The sequence below is a fragment of the Mucilaginibacter sp. Bleaf8 genome, from assembly GCF_018390515.1.
Taxonomy (GTDB): domain Bacteria; phylum Bacteroidota; class Bacteroidia; order Sphingobacteriales; family Sphingobacteriaceae; genus Mucilaginibacter.
The window spans coordinates 62,407-79,864 of record NZ_JAHBBK010000002.1 but is presented as its reverse complement, the minus strand read 5'-3'; the positions used below and the strand labels follow the sequence as shown (position 1 = coordinate 79,864).

13 protein-coding genes are annotated in these 17,458 nt (G+C 43.9%); 4 read left to right on the top strand and 9 right to left on the bottom strand.

Annotated elements, in window-relative coordinates:
• Positions 1-168 precede the first annotated feature (168 nt).
• Positions 169-789, bottom strand: coding sequence for a tetratricopeptide repeat protein (locus KHS38_RS09265; RefSeq protein ID WP_213488284.1), 621 nt, complete (start codon positions 787-789; stop codon positions 169-171).
• 370 nt (positions 790-1,159) lie between these two features.
• On the opposite strand from KHS38_RS09265, the gene lon reads away from it, so the two are divergent.
• Both lon and KHS38_RS09255 read left to right on the top strand, forming a co-directional pair.
• Positions 1,160-3,634: an endopeptidase La gene (gene lon, locus KHS38_RS09260; RefSeq protein WP_213488283.1), complete on the top strand. Its 2,475-nt coding sequence runs from the start codon at positions 1,160-1,162 to the stop codon at positions 3,632-3,634.
• A gap of 102 nt (positions 3,635-3,736) precedes the next feature.
• A complete protein-coding gene (locus tag KHS38_RS09255) occupies positions 3,737-4,699 on the top strand; it encodes a lipid A deacylase LpxR family protein (protein WP_213488282.1) in 963 nt (320 codons plus the stop codon).
• On the opposite strand, the gene arfB is transcribed toward KHS38_RS09255, so the two are convergent.
• A complete protein-coding gene (gene arfB / locus KHS38_RS09250; protein WP_213488281.1) occupies positions 4,696-5,100 on the bottom strand; it encodes an alternative ribosome rescue aminoacyl-tRNA hydrolase ArfB in 405 nt (134 codons plus the stop codon). The two genes, KHS38_RS09255 and arfB, sit on opposite strands and share 4 nt — an antisense overlap.
• Before the next feature lie 66 nt (positions 5,101-5,166).
• Here arfB and cmk point away from each other — a divergent pair, with 66 nt between their 5' ends.
• Complete coding sequence (cmk, locus tag KHS38_RS09245) at positions 5,167-5,850, top strand: (d)CMP kinase (protein WP_213488280.1); 684 nt, start codon at positions 5,167-5,169, stop codon at positions 5,848-5,850.
• Between the two features lie 79 nt (positions 5,851-5,929).
• Here the strand turns inward: cmk and KHS38_RS09240 are convergent, their stop codons facing one another.
• The gene (locus KHS38_RS09240; RefSeq protein ID WP_213488279.1) at positions 5,930-6,412 is read right to left on the bottom strand and encodes a deoxycytidylate deaminase; all 483 of its coding nucleotides are present in this window, start codon (positions 6,410-6,412) and stop codon (positions 5,930-5,932) included.
• 8 nt (positions 6,413-6,420) lie between these two features.
• Positions 6,421-7,890: an MFS transporter gene (locus KHS38_RS09235; RefSeq protein WP_213488278.1), complete on the bottom strand. Its 1,470-nt coding sequence runs from the start codon at positions 7,888-7,890 to the stop codon at positions 6,421-6,423.
• A gap of 159 nt (positions 7,891-8,049) precedes the next feature.
• On the opposite strand from KHS38_RS09235, the gene KHS38_RS09230 reads away from it, so the two are divergent.
• The gene (locus tag KHS38_RS09230) at positions 8,050-8,706 is read left to right on the top strand and encodes a LysE family translocator (RefSeq protein WP_213488277.1); all 657 of its coding nucleotides are present in this window, start codon (positions 8,050-8,052) and stop codon (positions 8,704-8,706) included.
• A gap of 164 nt (positions 8,707-8,870) precedes the next feature.
• On the opposite strand, the gene KHS38_RS09225 is transcribed toward KHS38_RS09230, so the two are convergent.
• The 5 genes from KHS38_RS09225 to KHS38_RS09205 all read right to left on the bottom strand — a co-directional run bounded on the left by KHS38_RS09225 (position 8,871) and on the right by KHS38_RS09205 (position 17,455).
• Positions 8,871-10,778 carry an amidophosphoribosyltransferase gene (locus tag KHS38_RS09225; protein WP_213488276.1) on the bottom strand — a complete coding sequence of 636 codons (1,908 nt, stop codon included), beginning with the start codon at positions 10,776-10,778 and terminating at the stop codon, positions 8,871-8,873.
• 155 nt (positions 10,779-10,933) lie between these two features.
• Positions 10,934-12,244: an ammonium transporter gene (locus KHS38_RS09220; protein WP_213488275.1), complete on the bottom strand. Its 1,311-nt coding sequence runs from the start codon at positions 12,242-12,244 to the stop codon at positions 10,934-10,936.
• 102 nt (positions 12,245-12,346) lie between these two features.
• Positions 12,347-13,855 carry an NADH-quinone oxidoreductase subunit N gene (locus tag KHS38_RS09215; protein WP_213488274.1) on the bottom strand — a complete coding sequence of 503 codons (1,509 nt, stop codon included), beginning with the start codon at positions 13,853-13,855 and terminating at the stop codon, positions 12,347-12,349.
• A gap of 4 nt (positions 13,856-13,859) precedes the next feature.
• The gene (locus tag KHS38_RS09210; RefSeq protein WP_213488273.1) at positions 13,860-15,734 is read right to left on the bottom strand and encodes a DUF4139 domain-containing protein; all 1,875 of its coding nucleotides are present in this window, start codon (positions 15,732-15,734) and stop codon (positions 13,860-13,862) included.
• A 128-nt stretch (positions 15,735-15,862) separates the two neighbouring features.
• Complete coding sequence (locus tag KHS38_RS09205) at positions 15,863-17,455, bottom strand: complex I subunit 4 family protein (RefSeq protein ID WP_213488272.1); 1,593 nt, start codon at positions 17,453-17,455, stop codon at positions 15,863-15,865.
• Positions 17,456-17,458 lie beyond the last annotated feature (3 nt).

The window sequence follows — 17,458 nt, the reverse complement described above, 5'->3', positions numbered from 1 at the left end:
AGCATTTGATGACGAGCGGTAGCGGAACCATCCTGTCGTATATAAAGCAAGTAAAGAGGTAGCTACATCACCATCACAAAAGAAATCCCCTCTCTGTGCAGGCAATAAGAACAAGAAAATGTCTGAATATCTTATGCAATAAAATAATTAAGGAAAGAATAGCAGCCGTTACCTATGCCCTACCAAAGTAGCCATACGCTCTTTGGCTACTTCAAGCAAATTAGATATATCGGCACGACTGGGATTGTTGTTGAGTACGCGCTCAAAATCGGATACGGCAGCTTTTAAAGCTGTTATTCCTCGGTTCTTGTCGTAGGAGTGGTAGCTGGGTTGTAGTTTCAGATCAGCATAATCACGATAGGCCAAACCTCGATTCTGATAAAAGCGATCCTCGTTAGGCTTAATTACCAGCGCCCTGTTTAAATCTTTAATGGCATTGAGCAGGCACTTTTCCCGCTCACCAACACTTATCTGGCCGTCTTTTGCCATATTGCTTTGCGCCTTGGAGCGAAAGTAATAGGCCGATTCGTCGGTAGGATTCAGTGCAATAACACGGCTATAGGCAGAAACTGACTTTTTATAGTTTTCACTATGGAAGTAAGAATAGCCCAGCATCCATAACGCATGCGTACTGTTGGAGTCAACCTCGCAGGCTTTTTCGAGTTGCCGCACAGCGCTTTTAAAATCTTTATTCATCATGGCCTGATAGCCCAACTGCACATATGCTTTTTGTGCAATACCATCAAGGGATGAAACAAGTAAAAAAGACAATATAACGGACAACCTCATCACCAGTTTATTACGTTTTAATACTTTAACTTTTAACTGCCGCTTTTATTATGCAAGGCGTAATATTAATACAAAAGTTTTTACCCTGCAACTTTGTTTGATGAATTAATGCTACTAACCTGACGTTTTTTCCACGCCTGATAAGTATCGCCAAAACGGCTACCTGAATGTATTCGAAAATACAAACACCTACTTATCAACACCTTAACTCACCACCAACGATAACTTGTCATTTAGCACCGTCTTGGCATATCTATTGAACAACCATACGTTAAAATATAAAACAGTATTTTTGCGTTGTTTTTGACTGACTGTTCCCCGAACAGACTGACAACATGACGTTAACCTACCATATTAGAAAGGGTATTTAATGAGTTTCGATCCGTTTGATTTTAAAAGTGCTTTACCGGTTATCAATGAAGACTCCGAATTTTTTCCGCTGATGTCAACAGAGGATGAAGAGGAGATGAACAATGAACAGGTACCGGAGGCACTACCTATATTACCGCTGCGCAACACGGTGCTTTTTCCGGGTGTGGTAATTCCCATTACCGTTGGCCGCGATAAATCCATCAAACTGATACGCGATGCCAACAAAGGCGACCGCCTGGTGGGCGTTGTAGCCCAGCAGGACGTTAGCGTTGAGGATCCTACCTTTGATCAGTTGCATCAGGTGGGCACCACGGCGCTTATCATCAAAATGCTGCAGATGCCTGATGGCAACACCACTGTTATTTTACAGGGTAAAAAACGCTTTGTATTAAAAGAAGAGCTGCAAAGCGAACCTTACATCAAAGCCGCCATCGAGCCTTTTAAAGAAACCAGCTTTAAAGAAGATAAAGAATTCAAAGCCATGGTATCGTCTATCAAAGACATGGCCATGAGTATTATCCAGCTATCGCCCAACATCCCGAGCGAGGCAGGTATTGCTATCCGTAATATTGAAAGTACGTCGTTCCTGATCAACTTCATATCTTCTAATATGAATGCAGATATGGAAGCCAAGCAGCGCCTGCTGGCTACGCCAAGCCTGCGCGACCGGGCCAGCATTGTGCTGGAACACCTCACTACCGATTTGCAGATGCTGGAACTGAAAAACCAGATCCAGACAAAAGTGCGTACTGACTTAGACAAACAGCAGCGCGATTACTTTTTGAACCAGCAGCTCAAAACCATTCAGGAAGAGTTGGGTGGCAATACACCCGATCTGGAAATAGAAAACCTGCGTAAAAGGGCCATTAAAAAGAAATGGGCTAAAGAAGTAGGCGATCACTTTAACAAAGAGCTGGAAAAGCTGCAACGCATCAACCCTGCCGCGGCTGATTACTCGGTACAAATCAATTACCTGGAGCTTTTGCTCGATTTGCCCTGGAGCGAGTTTACCAAAGATAACTTTGACCTGAAACGCGCCCAAAAGATATTAGATAAGGATCACTTTGGTTTAGACAAGGTTAAACAGCGCATTATCGAGTACCTGGCCGTGCTGAAGTTAAAGCACGACATGAAAGCGCCTATCCTTTGCTTGGTTGGCCCTCCGGGCGTTGGTAAAACGTCATTAGGTAAATCTATAGCCAAAGCTTTAGGCCGTAAGTATGTACGTATGGCACTGGGTGGTATTCGAGATGAGGCCGAAATTCGCGGTCACCGTAAAACTTACATTGGTGCTATGCCTGGCCGCATTATACAATCTATTAAAAAAGCCGGCGCAGCTAACCCGGTGTTTATTTTGGATGAGATTGATAAAGTAGGCAACGATTTCAGGGGCGACCCATCATCTGCCCTGCTGGAGGTACTGGACCCAGAACAAAACAACACTTTTTATGACCATTACGTAGAATTGGACTTTGATCTATCTAACGTAATGTTCATTGCTACTGCCAACTCACTAAGCACCATACAGCCTGCCCTGCTGGATCGTATGGAAATTATTGAAGTGAATGGCTATACCATTGAAGAAAAGATAGAGATTGCCCGCCAGCATTTGCTGCCTAAACAACGCGAGGCCCACGGCGTAAAAACAAAAGACGTTGTGGTTAAAAACGACGTGATGGAATCGGTTATTGAAGGCTATACCCGCGAATCGGGCGTACGTAGCCTGGATAAGCAGATTGGCTCCATTGTGCGCGGCGTGGCCAAAAGCATTGCGCTTGAAGAAGAATATAACCCTACTGTAAGCAAGAAAGATGTAGTGAAAATACTCGGTGCGCCATTCTTTGACAAAGACCTTTACGAAGGCAATGATGTAGCAGGTGTGGTTACCGGTTTGGCATGGACACAGGTTGGCGGCGATATCCTGTTTATCGAAGCCAGTTTAAGCCCCGGCAAAGGCCGCTTAACGCTTACAGGTAATTTGGGCGATGTAATGAAAGAATCGACCACTATAGCTTTAGCCTATTTGCGGGCTCATGCAGGTCAGTTCAATATCAATCCAAAGCTGTTTGATCAATGGGATGTGCATGTGCACGTACCGGCCGGCGCTACGCCTAAGGACGGCCCTTCAGCAGGTATCACCATGCTTACGGCTTTAACTTCGGCCTTTACCCAACGCAAGGTGAAACCAAATTTGGCCATGACCGGCGAAATTACCCTGCGTGGCCGTGTGCTGCCTGTAGGTGGTATCAAAGAAAAGATTTTGGCAGCTAAGCGTGCCGGTATCAAAGAAATCATTTTGTGCGAATCGAACCGCAAGGATATTCAGGAGATTAAAGAAAACTATATTAAAGACCTTAAGTTCCATTACGTAAAAAACATGCGTGAGGTAATTGATCTGGCTTTGTTAAACGAACAGGTTTCGGATGCGTTGGATTTGACGATAAAAGAAGATTCCAAACCGGTGGTAGAATAAGCAACCACCATCTGCACGTAATTAAATTTTTGCTTTATAATAATAAGAAAGCCGGATTACCATCCGGCTTTCTTATTTTAGCAACCTCGAGCATCATTATTAATGAAATTTAAAGCACTTATAGCTACGGCTTTATTAGGCCTTGGCTTCTCACCGCTATTTGCGCAAACCAACGCTCATGCCCACGAGGCTGGCTTGCAAAGCGACAACGATTCGTTCCTGGCGCAAGGCATAGACCGGTATTACACCAACGGACTGTTCCTTTTTTACCGGCAGGCGCTTACTGTTCAAAACCCCGAGACGAGTAAATTGGCCAATAAAGTATTGGGCATCGAAGCGGGTCAAAAAATGTTTAACCCCTACTCGGGTTACGTACCCGATCCTGCCCGCGTTGACCGGCCTTTTGCAGGCTACCTGTATGCAGGCGCTAACTTGAACTTGCTATACAAGAACGAAAGTAATTTAAAACTTGGTGTGCAAACGGGGGTTATCGGTCCGGCAGCATTAGGCGAGGAAGCGCAAAAGCTAATGCACAAAACGTTTGGTTTTTATGAACTGGCCGGTTGGAATACCCAGATCCAAAACAGCTTCCAGCTCAACCTATTGGCCCAATACAACAAATTGCTGGCAAGAGCATCATGGATTGATTTAAGCGGCAGTACTTATGGTAACTTAGGTACAGGCTTTACGGGTGCTGGTGTAGGCGCTATAGTACGTGCAGGTAACTTTAACCAGTTATTTAACTCCGTAAGTACGCAAAGTACAGCAACGCGCAATAGCAGCATAGCACCTTTACATAGTTATGAACTTTTTGCATACTATAAGCCGTTGTTTAATTATGTAGGTTACGATGCTACCATACAAGGCGGATTAGGTTCGGACAAACATCCTCAAGAAATCACCTTCAGCCCTAACCGTACACTATTTACGCACGAAATTGGCGTGGCCTATGCAGGCAAACGCTGGGTGCTGAATGGCGCTGTTACCATCAGTGGCAAGCAGATCAATAGCATGGTGCACGCGCACCAATGGGGATCCGTAACGTTATTGTATCGCTTCAATTAAAAGTCGTTGCGCCGCAGTTGCTTTTTGAGCGATTGTATGCGCTTACTATCTAAACGGGCGGCCTTGGCCGCCTTGCTTATTTTAGTAGGTTTACGTACTCTGGGCTGATGTAGTGCTTTTACCAGCAGCATAAACAGCTTGTCCAGTGCACGGTCTTTGTTTAAAAGCTGGCTTCGCTCCTCTTCACTAATTACCTGAACATAACCATCTTTATTAAGCCGGTTTTGCAGCTTAGCGGTCAGGAGTGCTTTCTGCTCGTCCGTAAACAAAATTGACTGCGCTACGTCTAAAAGCAGTTCAACCTTGGTTGATACCTTATTGACATTCTGCCCGCCTTTGCCTCCGCTTCGCGAGGTCTTGTAAATTACTTCCTTTTGTAAATCGGCCCTGGTAAAATCCATTTTTCAAAGCTAAGTTTAATTAGCTACCCGCAAAAATTATGACAGATTTTGTACCTTAGCTCCCCGATGAGCAAGAACATTGTGGTAGCAATTGATGGATATTCATCTTGCGGAAAAAGTACCTTAGCCAAAGCGTTAGCCAAAAAACTTCATTTTATTTATGTAGATAGCGGGGCCATGTACCGCGCTGTTACCCTTTACTTTTTGCGCAATAACGTTGATTTAAACAACCCCGAACAAGTAGCCGAAGCTTTAAAAAACATCCATTTAAACTTCCATTCGCGCGATTACGAAACACACATTACACTGAATGACGAAGAAGTTTCGCACGAGATCAGGCTGATGCCTGTATCGCAGAACGTAAGCCCAGTGTCTGCAATACGTGAGGTTCGTAAGGAGATGGTTGCCCAGCAGCAACGTATGGGGCAGTCTAAAAACATAGTAATGGATGGCCGAGATATTGGCACTGCCGTATTCCCTAACGCGCAGGTAAAGCTGTTTATGACCGCCGACCCCAAAGTACGTGCGGAACGACGCTACAAAGAACTATTACCGAACAACCCTGATATTACATTAGAAGAGGTATTTGAAAACATTGCACACCGCGATTACTCTGATACCACCCGTAAGGAAAGCCCGCTGGTACGAGCCGATGATGCCATTATTTTGGATAATACAAATATCACACCTGAACAGCAACTACAGTTTGCCTTAGATAAAGTGGAGCCATTTTTGAAGAAGCAAGCTTAGAAAAAGACATCAGTACATAAATAAAAAAGGAGTAATCTTGTTGATTACTCCTTTTTTATTTATAAGCCTATCGTATATTTCAAAAATGCAACCCTATACCATCGGGCTGTTCTTCAAATTTATGGGCTTTAACACCAAATCGGTTCAGAAAATCGACCCCTTCATCACTTGGTAAACCTTTATACTCGGCATACGAGAAACGGTAATATACCTGGGTAATGCCGGCAGAATAAATGAGGCGTGCACAAGGCAAGCAAGGCGACAGCGTGGTATACATCGTAGTACCTTCCAGTCTGGTACCGTTTTTTACAGCGTACAGAATGGCATTCTCCTCAGCATGCAGGGCCAGCGAACAACTACCTCGTGCATCGCGCGGACAGCCTGTTTCGGGCCATTCCTCATCGCAGTTATGCGTACCCGCCGGCGGACCGTTATACCCTACCGATATAATGCGCGTATCTTTAGTTAAAACAGCACCGACCTGGGCCTTAACGCAATGAGAGCGTTTGGCCAGGTCGGTTGCCAGGTTCATAAATATCTGATCGAAACTCAGTTTACTCATGCTGTAAATTAGTGTCCGCCTTTCATTTCCAGCTCATCGAAGTTAATACCTTGCGATTTTAACACTCGTTGCGCAGTGATGGCATAAAAAGCCAAGTAAGCAAAGCAGACTACACCCACCAGATAAGACCATTGTATACCCAACAGGCTAGGTGCCGATACATACCCCTGTACCAAACTGATAACACCACCACCCATAATCATCATAATCAAGAAGCTAGACCCCTCGTTGGTGTGCTTGCCTAAGCCAGATACGGCTAAAGTATAAATACATGGCCATAAAGTAGAGCAAAATAAACCAACGCTCATAAACGCATAAACGCTAACCATCCCACTAGCTAGCATACCAATTGCTAGCGCAGTAATACCCATTAGCGAGAAGATTAACAGCTGTCTGGCAGGGTTACCTTTACTTAACAAGTCGCCTATAATCATAACCACTATAATCAACGCGTACAGATAAAACGGCGTAATATCATGGCTTGCCAGTTTGTTTACTACTAAAAATATACCGAACGCAATGTAAGGCATCACAAATCGCATAACCTTTTTGGCACCATCACTCATGTTAAATGCACCAACAGAACTGGTCCATCTGCCAATCATCAAACTGGCCCAGTAAAGTGATACAAATGGCGCTGCGCCCGAGGTAGCGATATTCAGCTTCTCTTTCATAAACTCCGGCAAGTTACTGGCAGTTGAAACCTCTACACCCACGTATAAAAATATCGCAATCATACCCAAAACGAGTTGAGGATAACCTAAAGCGCTTTTAGCATTTTTACCATGGTCACTAACTAGTTCGGTAGCAATATCACTGTTCTCCTCTTCATTAACGTTAATTTTGTTGGGTAGAGATGAGAATTTAAATATCAGGGCTACTACCAGGAATAACACACCTAAGATAAGATAAGGTGTTTTCACTGACTCAACGCTTGCAACTTGCGCTTTTTCGGTTACTGATCCAAAAATGGCTAAACCAACAATTACCGGACCTATGGTTGTACCAAAGTTGTTTACGCCACCGGCTAAGCTCAACCTTTGAGAACCACTTTTTGGATCGCCCATGATAATGGCAAGTGGGTTGGCAGCCGTTTGCTGTAATGAATACCCTAAACCTATGATAAACAACCCCGCAATTAATAACCCAAATGAAGCAGTTTGTGCTGCAGGATAAAACAATAAAGCGCCTAGTGTCGATATAACCAAGCCTAATGCTATACCATTTTTATATCCTAGGCGATTTAATATGTCACCGCCAGTTACTTTAGAAACAAGGAAATAAATAATTGCACCTACCGTATAAGCCACATAAAATGCAAATGAAATCATTTGCGATTGCCATTGCTCAAGATGTAGTTTTTCTTTAAATACGGGAATCAGGATATCGTTGCTCGCAGCCACGAATCCCCAAAAGAAAAAAACAATTGTAAGCGTAAAAAATGCCGACGAGTTGTTTTTGGAAGTAGATTGGTCCATAAAAATATTTAGTTAAAACGGTATTATTTCAAGGTTACTAACATAAATCTAATTCTTAAATAATCGGTATTCTTTTTTACAATTTTGTCAACATTATTAACTTTTTTTGTTTAACAGATAAGTTGCATATTCGCGAGGTCAAATTTTTAGCCCATATAAATGATAGAAGCTATAATTTCTGGTATTGGTATTGGCTTAGTGCTTACGTTTTTAACCGGCCCCGTTTTTTTCGCGCTGATCAAAACCAGTATCGAAAAAGGCTTTCAGGCAGGCTCAGCACTGGCGCTGGGTGTAGTTACCAGTGATGTGGTGTTTGTGGGCGCCATTATATTTGGTTCGCAGTTATTCGAGGTACCTAAAGAAATGAAGGTATGGTTAGGTGTAATCGGAAGCGTTATTCTCTTTATCATCGGTATATATTACCTCATTAAAAAAGCTGAGGTAGACTATAATTCCCATACCCCAGCTACGGTGAACCGTGCGGGCTACTTCTTTAAGGGCTTTTTGATGTGCATCTTTAACCCTACCCTGCTCTTTCACTGGATTACGGTTATTGGCACGGCCAGTACGGCTTTTCATGAAGGTATCCCACACCGACAGTTAAAGATTGCTATTATGTTTACTACCATCCTTGTTATGCAGTTTGGGATGGATATACTCAAGGCTTTTTATGCCAATAAACTGCGCGACCGGATCTCGGTAAAACTGGTACACCGCCTTAATTACTTAGCCGGCGTAGCACTCATTATTGCGTCCCTGGTGATTATGGATAAGCTGGTTACGCATTTCGTATTTTCACCGATAGCAGCAGCGTAATTTTCTTCATTACAAAACCTAATGTATCATTTACACAAATTTAGGTTTGAGATAGAATTTGAGGTAGTGATCCGTTAAAGCAATATTCACAGCAACAAAAAAGCCCCGGCTACTTGCCGGGGCTTATATATTAAATACTGATTTGGTAAATCAGCAGTTCCATCTTACATGTAAGCACGCTGGTTCTTACCTTCCATCCAGTTGATAAAGGCGCGGTTTACAACCTTGTTACCACCTGGTGTAGGATAGTTTCCAGAAAAATACCAGTCGCCTAAGTGATTAGGACAGGCCACATGCAGGCTATCCAATGTTTGGTAAATTACCTGCACTTCAGCTTTCAGGTTTTTAGGCGTAATGATTTGTGCAATACGGTCTGATATCTGCTGATCGGTGAATGGTGCATAAATAGCTTTTACATGGTTTTCAACCTGCTCCTTTGGCAAGTTTAAACTGGCTTTGGCTTGTTGATAAGCCTCCAGAATAATATCCTCCTGGCCGCTTTCTCTAAGCAAACTAACCGCTGCCTCAAACGCCACAAACTCACCCATGCGCGACATATCGATGCCATAACAATCAGGATAACGTATTTGCGGAGCAGATGATACAATGATGATCTTTTTAGGACCTAAGCGATCCATAATTTTCAGGATACTTTGTTTCAGCGTAGTACCACGAACGATAGAATCATCCAATAAAACTAGTGTATCGGTGCCGCTGTTTACCAAGCCGTAGGTGGTATCATAAACGTGTGCTACCATCTCGCCACGGTCGGCATCCTGAGTAATAAAAGTACGCAGTTTTACGTCCTTTATAGCCAACTTTTCAACCCTTGGCGCCATAGCTAATACCTCGCTTAATTCCTCGTCGGTAATTTTGTCCTCACGGTTAAGCAGGCGATCGCGCTGGTATTGTTTAATATATTTATTTACCCCTTCAACCATACCGTAAAACGCAGTTTCGGCAGTATTAGGAATGTAGGATAATACCGTGTTCTTTATATCGTGGTTAACAGCTTCCAGAATCTGGTCGCATAAAAGGCGGCCCAGTTGCTTACGCTCGCGGTAAATGGCCGCATCACTACCACGTGAAAAATAGATACGCTCAAACGAGCAAGATTTCTTTTCTCTTGGCTCCAGGAACTGCTCCTCGCTTACTGTACCATTCTTTTTAATGATCAGCGCATGGCCCGGAGTAATTTCCTTAATCTTCTCAAGCGGAACATTAAATGCAGTTTGAATAGCCGGACGCTCTGATGCAACCACTACTACTTCGTCATCCACATAGCTAAAGGCTGGGCGAATACCTGATGGATCGCGCATTACAAATGCATCACCATGACCTAATATACCAGCAATCGTATAGCCACCGTCCCAGTTTTTGGCCGATTTTTTCAGGATCTTGGCTACGTCCATATTATCGCCAATCATTTTACTGATCTCGATATTATCATCGTTGCCCTCACGTTTAAACTGATCGAACAGTCCCTGCACTTCGGTATCCACAAAGTGGCCGATTTTTTCTAACACCGTAACGGTATCGGCTTTTTCTTTTGGATGCTGGCCCAATTCGTACAACTGTTGCAGCAGTTCATCAACATTCGTCATGTTGAAGTTACCGGCAATAACCAGGTTACGGGTCATCCAGTTGTTTTGGCGTAAAAACGGGTGGCAGCTTTCAATACTGTTTTTACCGTGTGTACCGTAGCGCAGGTGGCCCAACAATACTTCGCCGGTAAAGCTGATGTTTTCTTTCAACCATTCAGCATCCTTGATTTTTTCGGGCTGTTCTTTTTCTACATCCGCAAATTTTTTCTGGATGTACTCAAAAATGTCGGCTACTGCGTTGGATGCCATAGACCGATGCCTGCTGATGTAGCGTTTACCGGGTTCAACATCTAACTTAATGGTAGCAACACCGGCGCCGTCCTGACCGCGGTTGTGCTGTTTCTCCATCAGCAGGTACAGCTTATTAAGGCCGTACATAGCAGTACCATATTTTTGTTGATAGTAGGATAGCGGCTTTAACAGGCGGATAAAGGCAACTCCGCATTCGTGCTTGATCTGATCGCTCATGTCTGGAAATGAAGCCACGAAATTACAAATTTTTTATCTGATTTCGGGGCCTATAATTTGTCATATAAAAGCATTAATAGCGTCAGCATAAAATTACAAAACCCGGCTTTTGAGAGCCGGGTTCATCAATAGTTAATTAAGAGGGTATAAGGTTCTTATAGTTTTTCGCCGTGCTGACTGATGTCCAGCCCCACGGTTTCATCTTCCATGCTTACGCGTAATGGCGAGATCAGATCAGTAACTTTTAAAAGAATAATGGAACCGACAAAGGCAAATGCAGATACCCCAACCAACGCGGTTAGTTGTACCATAAACAGTTTGGTTTCGCCAAAAAACAAACCGTTACTTACATTTTTAACAATTGGGTTTACGTTTTGATGTGCAAAAACACCGGTAAGCAGCATACCAACCATACCGCCTACCCCATGGCACGGAAACACATCCAGCGTATCATCAATTGAAGTGCGTGTACGCCATTCAACCAGCAGGTTACTTACAATGGCTGATATAATACCTATTGATAAGGCATGTGGAATAGATACAAAACCGGCGGCAGGTGTTATAGCAACCAAACCCACTACCGAACCAATACATGTACCCATAGCCGAAGGTTTACGACCGCGTAGCATATCAAAAAACACCCAGGTTAACCCTGCGGCGGAAGCTGCGGTAGTGGTAGTAGCCAATGCTACGGCAGCCAAAGGAGATGCCCCTAAAGCAGAACCTGCATTGAACCCGAACCAACCGAACCATAATAAGCCAGTACCAATAATTACATAAGTAATACGCGCCGGTGCGTGATTAGCCTCATTACGGCGTTTCAGAAACAGCGCAGAGGCCAAAGCAGCCCACCCGGCCGACATATGCACTACCGTACCACCTGCAAAATCGAGCACACCCATTTTGGCTAAAAAGCCATCGGGATGCCAGGTGCAATGTGCCAGCGGTGCATAGATGAACAGGAAAAACAGGAATACGAAAACAAGGTAAGAATTAAAGCGGATACGCTCAGCAAAAGCGCCGGTAATGAGCGCCGGGGTAATAATGGCAAACTTTAACTGATACATAGCAAAAAGCACCAGCGGAATGGTAGGCGCTCCAGGCCATACTGCACCATCCATCATGCCTTTCATCATAAAATAGGTAGACGGATCGCCAATAATACCATGAATGGACTTGCCAAACGACAGGCTAAAGCCAAAAACTACCCAAGTAACGGTAATGATTACCATACAGATAAGGCTTTGTAGCATGGTTGAAATTACGTTCTTTTTATTAACCATACCACCATAAAAGAAGGCGAGTCCGGGTGTCATAATCAACACCAACGCTGTAGATACCAGCATCCAGGCAATATCACCGGTATCATATTTGGTATCCGGATGAGGCGCAACCTCTACGGAGGGGAAAGCAAACGAAAGAACAAGTATTAGTATAATAATTGCGAATGGCAGGTACCGCTTCATGATTTAGAACTATCAAAAATTAACGGCCTCAAATTAACAATTCTATCAATAAAACTTGAATTAATTATTAATCTTTCTACAAAATACAAGATAGATGCCCGTTTACAAAAATTTAGCTAAGAAATTAGGAAACAATCCTAAAAATAAAACCACAAAAGCAGACAAGGCGCAAAATACGACCAAGCTAACGCTAACAGGTTTACCCTCTTGATGGTCTTCGGGCTTTTTAAGAAATAAATTAAGGGGAACCTTGATATAATAAAACAAGGAAACTACCGTGGTAAGCGCTCCCGTAATAAGTAATAGCAACAAAACAATGTTGTGATTTTGCTGATAGGTAGAATAAACTGACGAGAACACCAGTAATTTGGCATTGAAACCGGCAGATACCGGCAGACCTGTTAAGGATACCACTAAAATAACAAAAGACACGGAAGCTACCGGGTATTTTATACCTAAGCCGCGATAATCGTTTAGGGTATGCGCATTAGCCGCATTAGCAAAAAAGCTTACCAACCCTAAAGCGGCTATGTTGGCTATAGCATATACGGCCAGGTAAAAGTTAAGCGCGGTGATGCCTTGTCCGCTGAAAGTTACGATAGCCATTAAGCCAAACCCGGTATGGCCTATGCTGGAGTAGGCCAGCATACGTTTTACATTCTGCTGCCAGATGGCGGCAAAGTTACCGGCCACAAGCGTAATGATGGCAGCCACCGATAAAGCCAGCCTGAAATCAAAAATAGTGATAAACCCGACCGACGTAATAAACGGTGTAAGGAAGTTGATAAGCATACCAAAGGCTGCTATTTTAGGCAATGTGGACAGGAATGCCGTAACCGGCGTTGCAGCCCCCTGGTAAACATCGGGCACCCAGAAGTGCAAGGGTACCAGTGAAAGTTTGAAACCCAATCCGGCCAAAATAAACACAATGGCTAAACCAATGCTTAAACTATTGCTAACCTGCTGCAGGTTGGCTACCATTTTAGGATCGAACAGCGCAAGCGTGCCGGTGAACCCATAAAAAAGCGATATACCGTACAACATAACGGCCGATGACGCCAAACCAAACAGCACGTATTTCAAACTTGCCTCGGCACTGAAACTATTTTCGGAACGATAGGCCACCAGGAGATAAGATGCAAGGGATACCATCTCAACCGAAAGGAAAATGGTAAGCCATGTACCAGACATTACCATCAGGTGCATACCCAAAACGGATGCTACAATAACTGTATAAGCATCGCTTAACCCTTTAGGGTGCGATTGCAAACTTACATCCCAAGGCATGTACAGCAATATGATAACTGCTGCTGCATCAATTATCATTTTAAGCACTATGGCTGTATGATGCAGCAGCAGGTTATTGTTAAAAAAAGAACTTACCGTATATCCCGAAAACACTTTATACTGCGCCACATCAGCAGCCAATACAAACAATAAGCCGCCGCACGCCAGTATACGCACAATCCAGTCAGACTGCTTACCAAAAATCAGATCGGTTACCAGTACCAGCAAAAACAATATGCCCAGGCACAGCTCGGGCCTGAAGAGCGGCAAGCTGCTTAAAATATCGTTTAACTGGTTGTGTATATAGGGTGTAAATTCGTTCATCAGTTTATTGTACAATAACAGATTGATTTTTGGGATAACGCACCTGGTATTTCAATCTCAGTTTCTTTTCGGCTTGCGAGTGTAAGTTCACATTCCATGAAATGATGCCGGTAACGGCATCAACCTTACCGCCCGAAAGCTCCTGCGTTTCAACCTCAATAGCCGAATTTTGCGAAACCGGAACCAAATCCTGCACCAGCAAATTTACGTGTTGTGTTTTACGATTTTTAACGGTGATGAGCCAGTTGCGCGTTTCTTTTTTGGTTGATCCTAACAGGCTTTGCTTACTGGTTAAGTCTTGCTGCAAAGTTCGTGTTACTACAATGCCTTTATCCACTCCCAATGAAAGGTTCAGCGTATCATTGGTTGCACGTGTATCTATTAAAGATTTGCCAATAAAGGTACCCTCGAAAAACAAGTTGGCCTCGCCTGGCAAAAAGCTGTACTGATTCCAGTCGGTTAGCTTGGCCGTCAGGAACACATCGGTACTAATTTTGGGCGCTACATAATATTCGTACGCTGCAGGTACGCTCACCTGGTTAATTTCTACCAGGTAGGGCTTCCCGTCGCCAGGTATGGTGTATGGGTTATCTATATTAAATTCTACGTTGGTTTGATTTTCATTTTGCTGCACTACAACCGGGTTGGTTTGCAAAGCGGATATACCACGCAATCTTACCTTATCATTCACCGCTATACCAGCTACACGCCCTTGGAGCGCACTAATATAGCCAACTGCCACCACTTCATTCAGTTGGTTAGCATGGGGTTTCAATGCAACATTTATTAGGGCTGATGTTACCGGGATTTCCTGAGTTTCGTAGCCAACAAAATAATACTCCAGCGTAGAACTTCCTTGTGGCACCTGTAAATTGTAATTACCCGTTGCATCGACCGTTGTGCCGATAGACGTTCCTTTAACCCGGACATTAGCTCCGGTAAGCGGCTGATGATCATCCTGCCCGGTAACCCTGCCGCTTACACGTGTAATACTTGCTGCCTGATTGGCATATAACATCCCAAAATTTAGATAGTAAGGATTTAATTCCGGCTTGCTGCCGCTGGTTGACGGGTTGCCTGTTGAAAGGCTGAGCTTAACATTATTCCATTCCTCGCCGCACTGTTGGTTTACATTGGCTTTGTAAGCGATAGTAATAGGGTTGTTCACATTCTTAGCCCGGATATCATAAGTTGGATACCAACCAGCCTGTTTCACTACGTAACTTAGAATAAAATTTGATTGTAAGGCGCTTTTTGAAGATACAGCTACCAGTATCTTACCACTACTTTTATTGTCTGGTTTATTGATATCGGCTATTTGCAGGTCGTATTTTTCCAAGTCAGCATTAATCAACTCGATCTGCTCACTTACCAGCTGCTCTTTCTTTTTTACCTCAGTTAATCTTGCTGTTTGGAAATCGAGCGCCTGTTTTAGTTTGGCTACATCCAGATTGGTATTGGCCCCGTTGATTACCTGGTTTTTCAGCAGCATATTTTCTTCTTCTTTATAAATACTTAGCGCATTGGTTTGCACCTGCAATTTGTTGCGAATAGCTTTTTGCTGATCCAGTAAATCCTGTATACGCTTTTGCTTGCTTTGCTTATTTATAAAATCAAGTTCGTGCTTTACCGATAAGATGGTAAAATCGCCACCGGCTTTTACCTGCAGGCTTTGCACATCAATATCGGGCGATATGCCATCAAAAACCAAAGTGGAATTGCCGGGTGCGATACTGACCTGTGCCGTACGGGTAACTTGTGCGCCGTTTAGGAACAATACCACTTTCTGGACCTTTGAGGGAACTTTTGGCCCCGCATCGGCCAGTGCAGTGGTTGACAGGTAAAGAAAGCCTGCTGTGAGTAATAAATTTTTGATCATGATTCGGTTACTTAAATAATTACATCCTGTTATTTTTTCCCGCATCGGCATTACAGCAGATGCAGAATACATACAGGATGCAGCAACAGGCTCAATTCCATAAAATATTTTACCCGCTTCAATCATTTTTATTTAAGCTGTAAAAAATGGATAAATGCCAGTACCGAATCGTTAATTTTATCTAAAGCCAATGACGGCATAATGCCCAGCAACAGGGCCAGTAAAGCCAATGGCAGTAAGGCTGCCTTTTCGCGTATATCTAATTTTGACAAGGCTGTTTTCCACACCTCGCCGCCTTTAAGCCGTGCCTGACCAAAGAACATGCGCTGCAAGGTCCATAAAAAGTACGCGGCGCTCAGTAAAATACCTACTGAACCACATACGGCCATCCAGTGCGGTAACAGCGTTGATTTAAATGCTCCGGCCAGTGAAAAGGCCTCAGCCACGAAGGCTGAAAAGCCTGGCAGACCTAAGGATGCAAAAAAGGCGATCATCACATAAACGGTATAATCAGGCATCAGGGTTGCCAGTCCGCGGAAGTTGTAGATATCACGATCATGCACGCGGTTGTATACCACCCCTACCAGGAAGAACAGCATAGCCGATAAAAATCCGTGACTGATCATTTGCATCATAGCGCCACTTACACCTTCAGCTGTTTGCGAGGCTACGCCTAAAAGCACAAAACCCATGTGCGACACAGAGGAGTAAGCGATAAGGCGCTTCAAGTCTCGTTGCGCCAATGCATTAAGTGCACCGTATAGGATAGATATTACGCCCAGCAGGCCCAGCCAGAAAGCACCTGATACAGCTACCTCTGGGAATATGCCCATGCAGATGCGGATAATACCATAACCGCCAATCTTTAACAATACACCAGCCAGAATGATGGATACCGGTGTAGGCGCTTCTACGTGGGCATCGGGCAGCCAGGTGTGGAACGGCACAACCGGCACCTTAATGGCAAAAGCCACAAAAAGCACCACAAAGCCCACTATCCTTGCCGGTATACCAAATAAGGTTTGCTGCCCCAATAAAGCAAAAACCGATCCTTGCTGGTAATTGGCCGGATTCATCATCTGCACAATATTGAAGGTATGATTGCCCGTAGCCGGATCGGTAACCGACAGGTATAAGCCCACCATCACCAGCAACATAAATACCGAACCAAACAGGGTATACAAAAAGAACTTAATTGCTGCATACTCGCGCCGCGCGCCTCCCCACATACCAATAAGGAAATACAAAGGCAGCAGCATCAGCTCATAAAATAAATAGAACAGGAAGAAATCCAGCGCACTGAAAACACCCATTACGGCCATATCCAGCATCAAAAACAATGCGAAGTAACCTTTCAGGTTGCTTTTAATTTCCCAGGAAGCCAGTGTAGCAATCACCATCACCACAGCACTCATTACCAGCAGCATGATCGACATACCATCCACACCCACAAAATAATCAATCTGCATTTTGCCGGTACTGCCCAGGTTTAAGCTAATCCAAGGGAGCTTTTGTACAAACTGGTACTGCCCTTCCTGATTAAAGCCGCCAAAAGCTGCCCCCGTTTTAAAGTTGAGGTACATAGAAACGCTCATGCCAACCTGCAAAAGCGCAGCCAGCAGCGTAATATATTTATAGCTTGCCCGCCATGATGATGGCAACGCCAGTATGATGAGTCCGAACAGTGCAGGAGAAAAAATGAGTAGAGTTAATATATTCATCAG

What these genes read in the sequence shown, in the direction of transcription:
- KHS38_RS09265 (WP_213488284.1), bottom strand. Translation starts at nt 789, where the DNA reads ATGAGGTTGTCCGTTATATTGTCTTTTTTACTTGTTTCATCCCTTGAT.
- lon (WP_213488283.1), top strand. Translation starts at nt 1,160, where the DNA reads ATGAGTTTCGATCCGTTTGATTTTAAAAGTGCTTTACCGGTTATCAAT.
- KHS38_RS09255 (WP_213488282.1), top strand. Translation starts at nt 3,737, where the DNA reads ATGAAATTTAAAGCACTTATAGCTACGGCTTTATTAGGCCTTGGCTTC.
- arfB (WP_213488281.1), bottom strand. Translation starts at nt 5,100, where the DNA reads ATGGATTTTACCAGGGCCGATTTACAAAAGGAAGTAATTTACAAGACC.
- cmk (WP_213488280.1), top strand. Translation starts at nt 5,167, where the DNA reads ATGAGCAAGAACATTGTGGTAGCAATTGATGGATATTCATCTTGCGGA.
- KHS38_RS09240 (WP_213488279.1), bottom strand. Translation starts at nt 6,412, where the DNA reads ATGAGTAAACTGAGTTTCGATCAGATATTTATGAACCTGGCAACCGAC.
- KHS38_RS09235 (WP_213488278.1), bottom strand. Translation starts at nt 7,890, where the DNA reads ATGGACCAATCTACTTCCAAAAACAACTCGTCGGCATTTTTTACGCTT.
- KHS38_RS09230 (WP_213488277.1), top strand. Translation starts at nt 8,050, where the DNA reads ATGATAGAAGCTATAATTTCTGGTATTGGTATTGGCTTAGTGCTTACG.
- KHS38_RS09225 (WP_213488276.1), bottom strand. Translation starts at nt 10,778, where the DNA reads ATGAGCGATCAGATCAAGCACGAATGCGGAGTTGCCTTTATCCGCCTG.
- KHS38_RS09220 (WP_213488275.1), bottom strand. Translation starts at nt 12,244, where the DNA reads ATGAAGCGGTACCTGCCATTCGCAATTATTATACTAATACTTGTTCTT.
- KHS38_RS09215 (WP_213488274.1), bottom strand. Translation starts at nt 13,855, where the DNA reads ATGAACGAATTTACACCCTATATACACAACCAGTTAAACGATATTTTA.
- KHS38_RS09210 (WP_213488273.1), bottom strand. Translation starts at nt 15,734, where the DNA reads ATGATCAAAAATTTATTACTCACAGCAGGCTTTCTTTACCTGTCAACC.
- KHS38_RS09205 (WP_213488272.1), bottom strand. Translation starts at nt 17,455, where the DNA reads ATGAATATATTAACTCTACTCATTTTTTCTCCTGCACTGTTCGGACTC.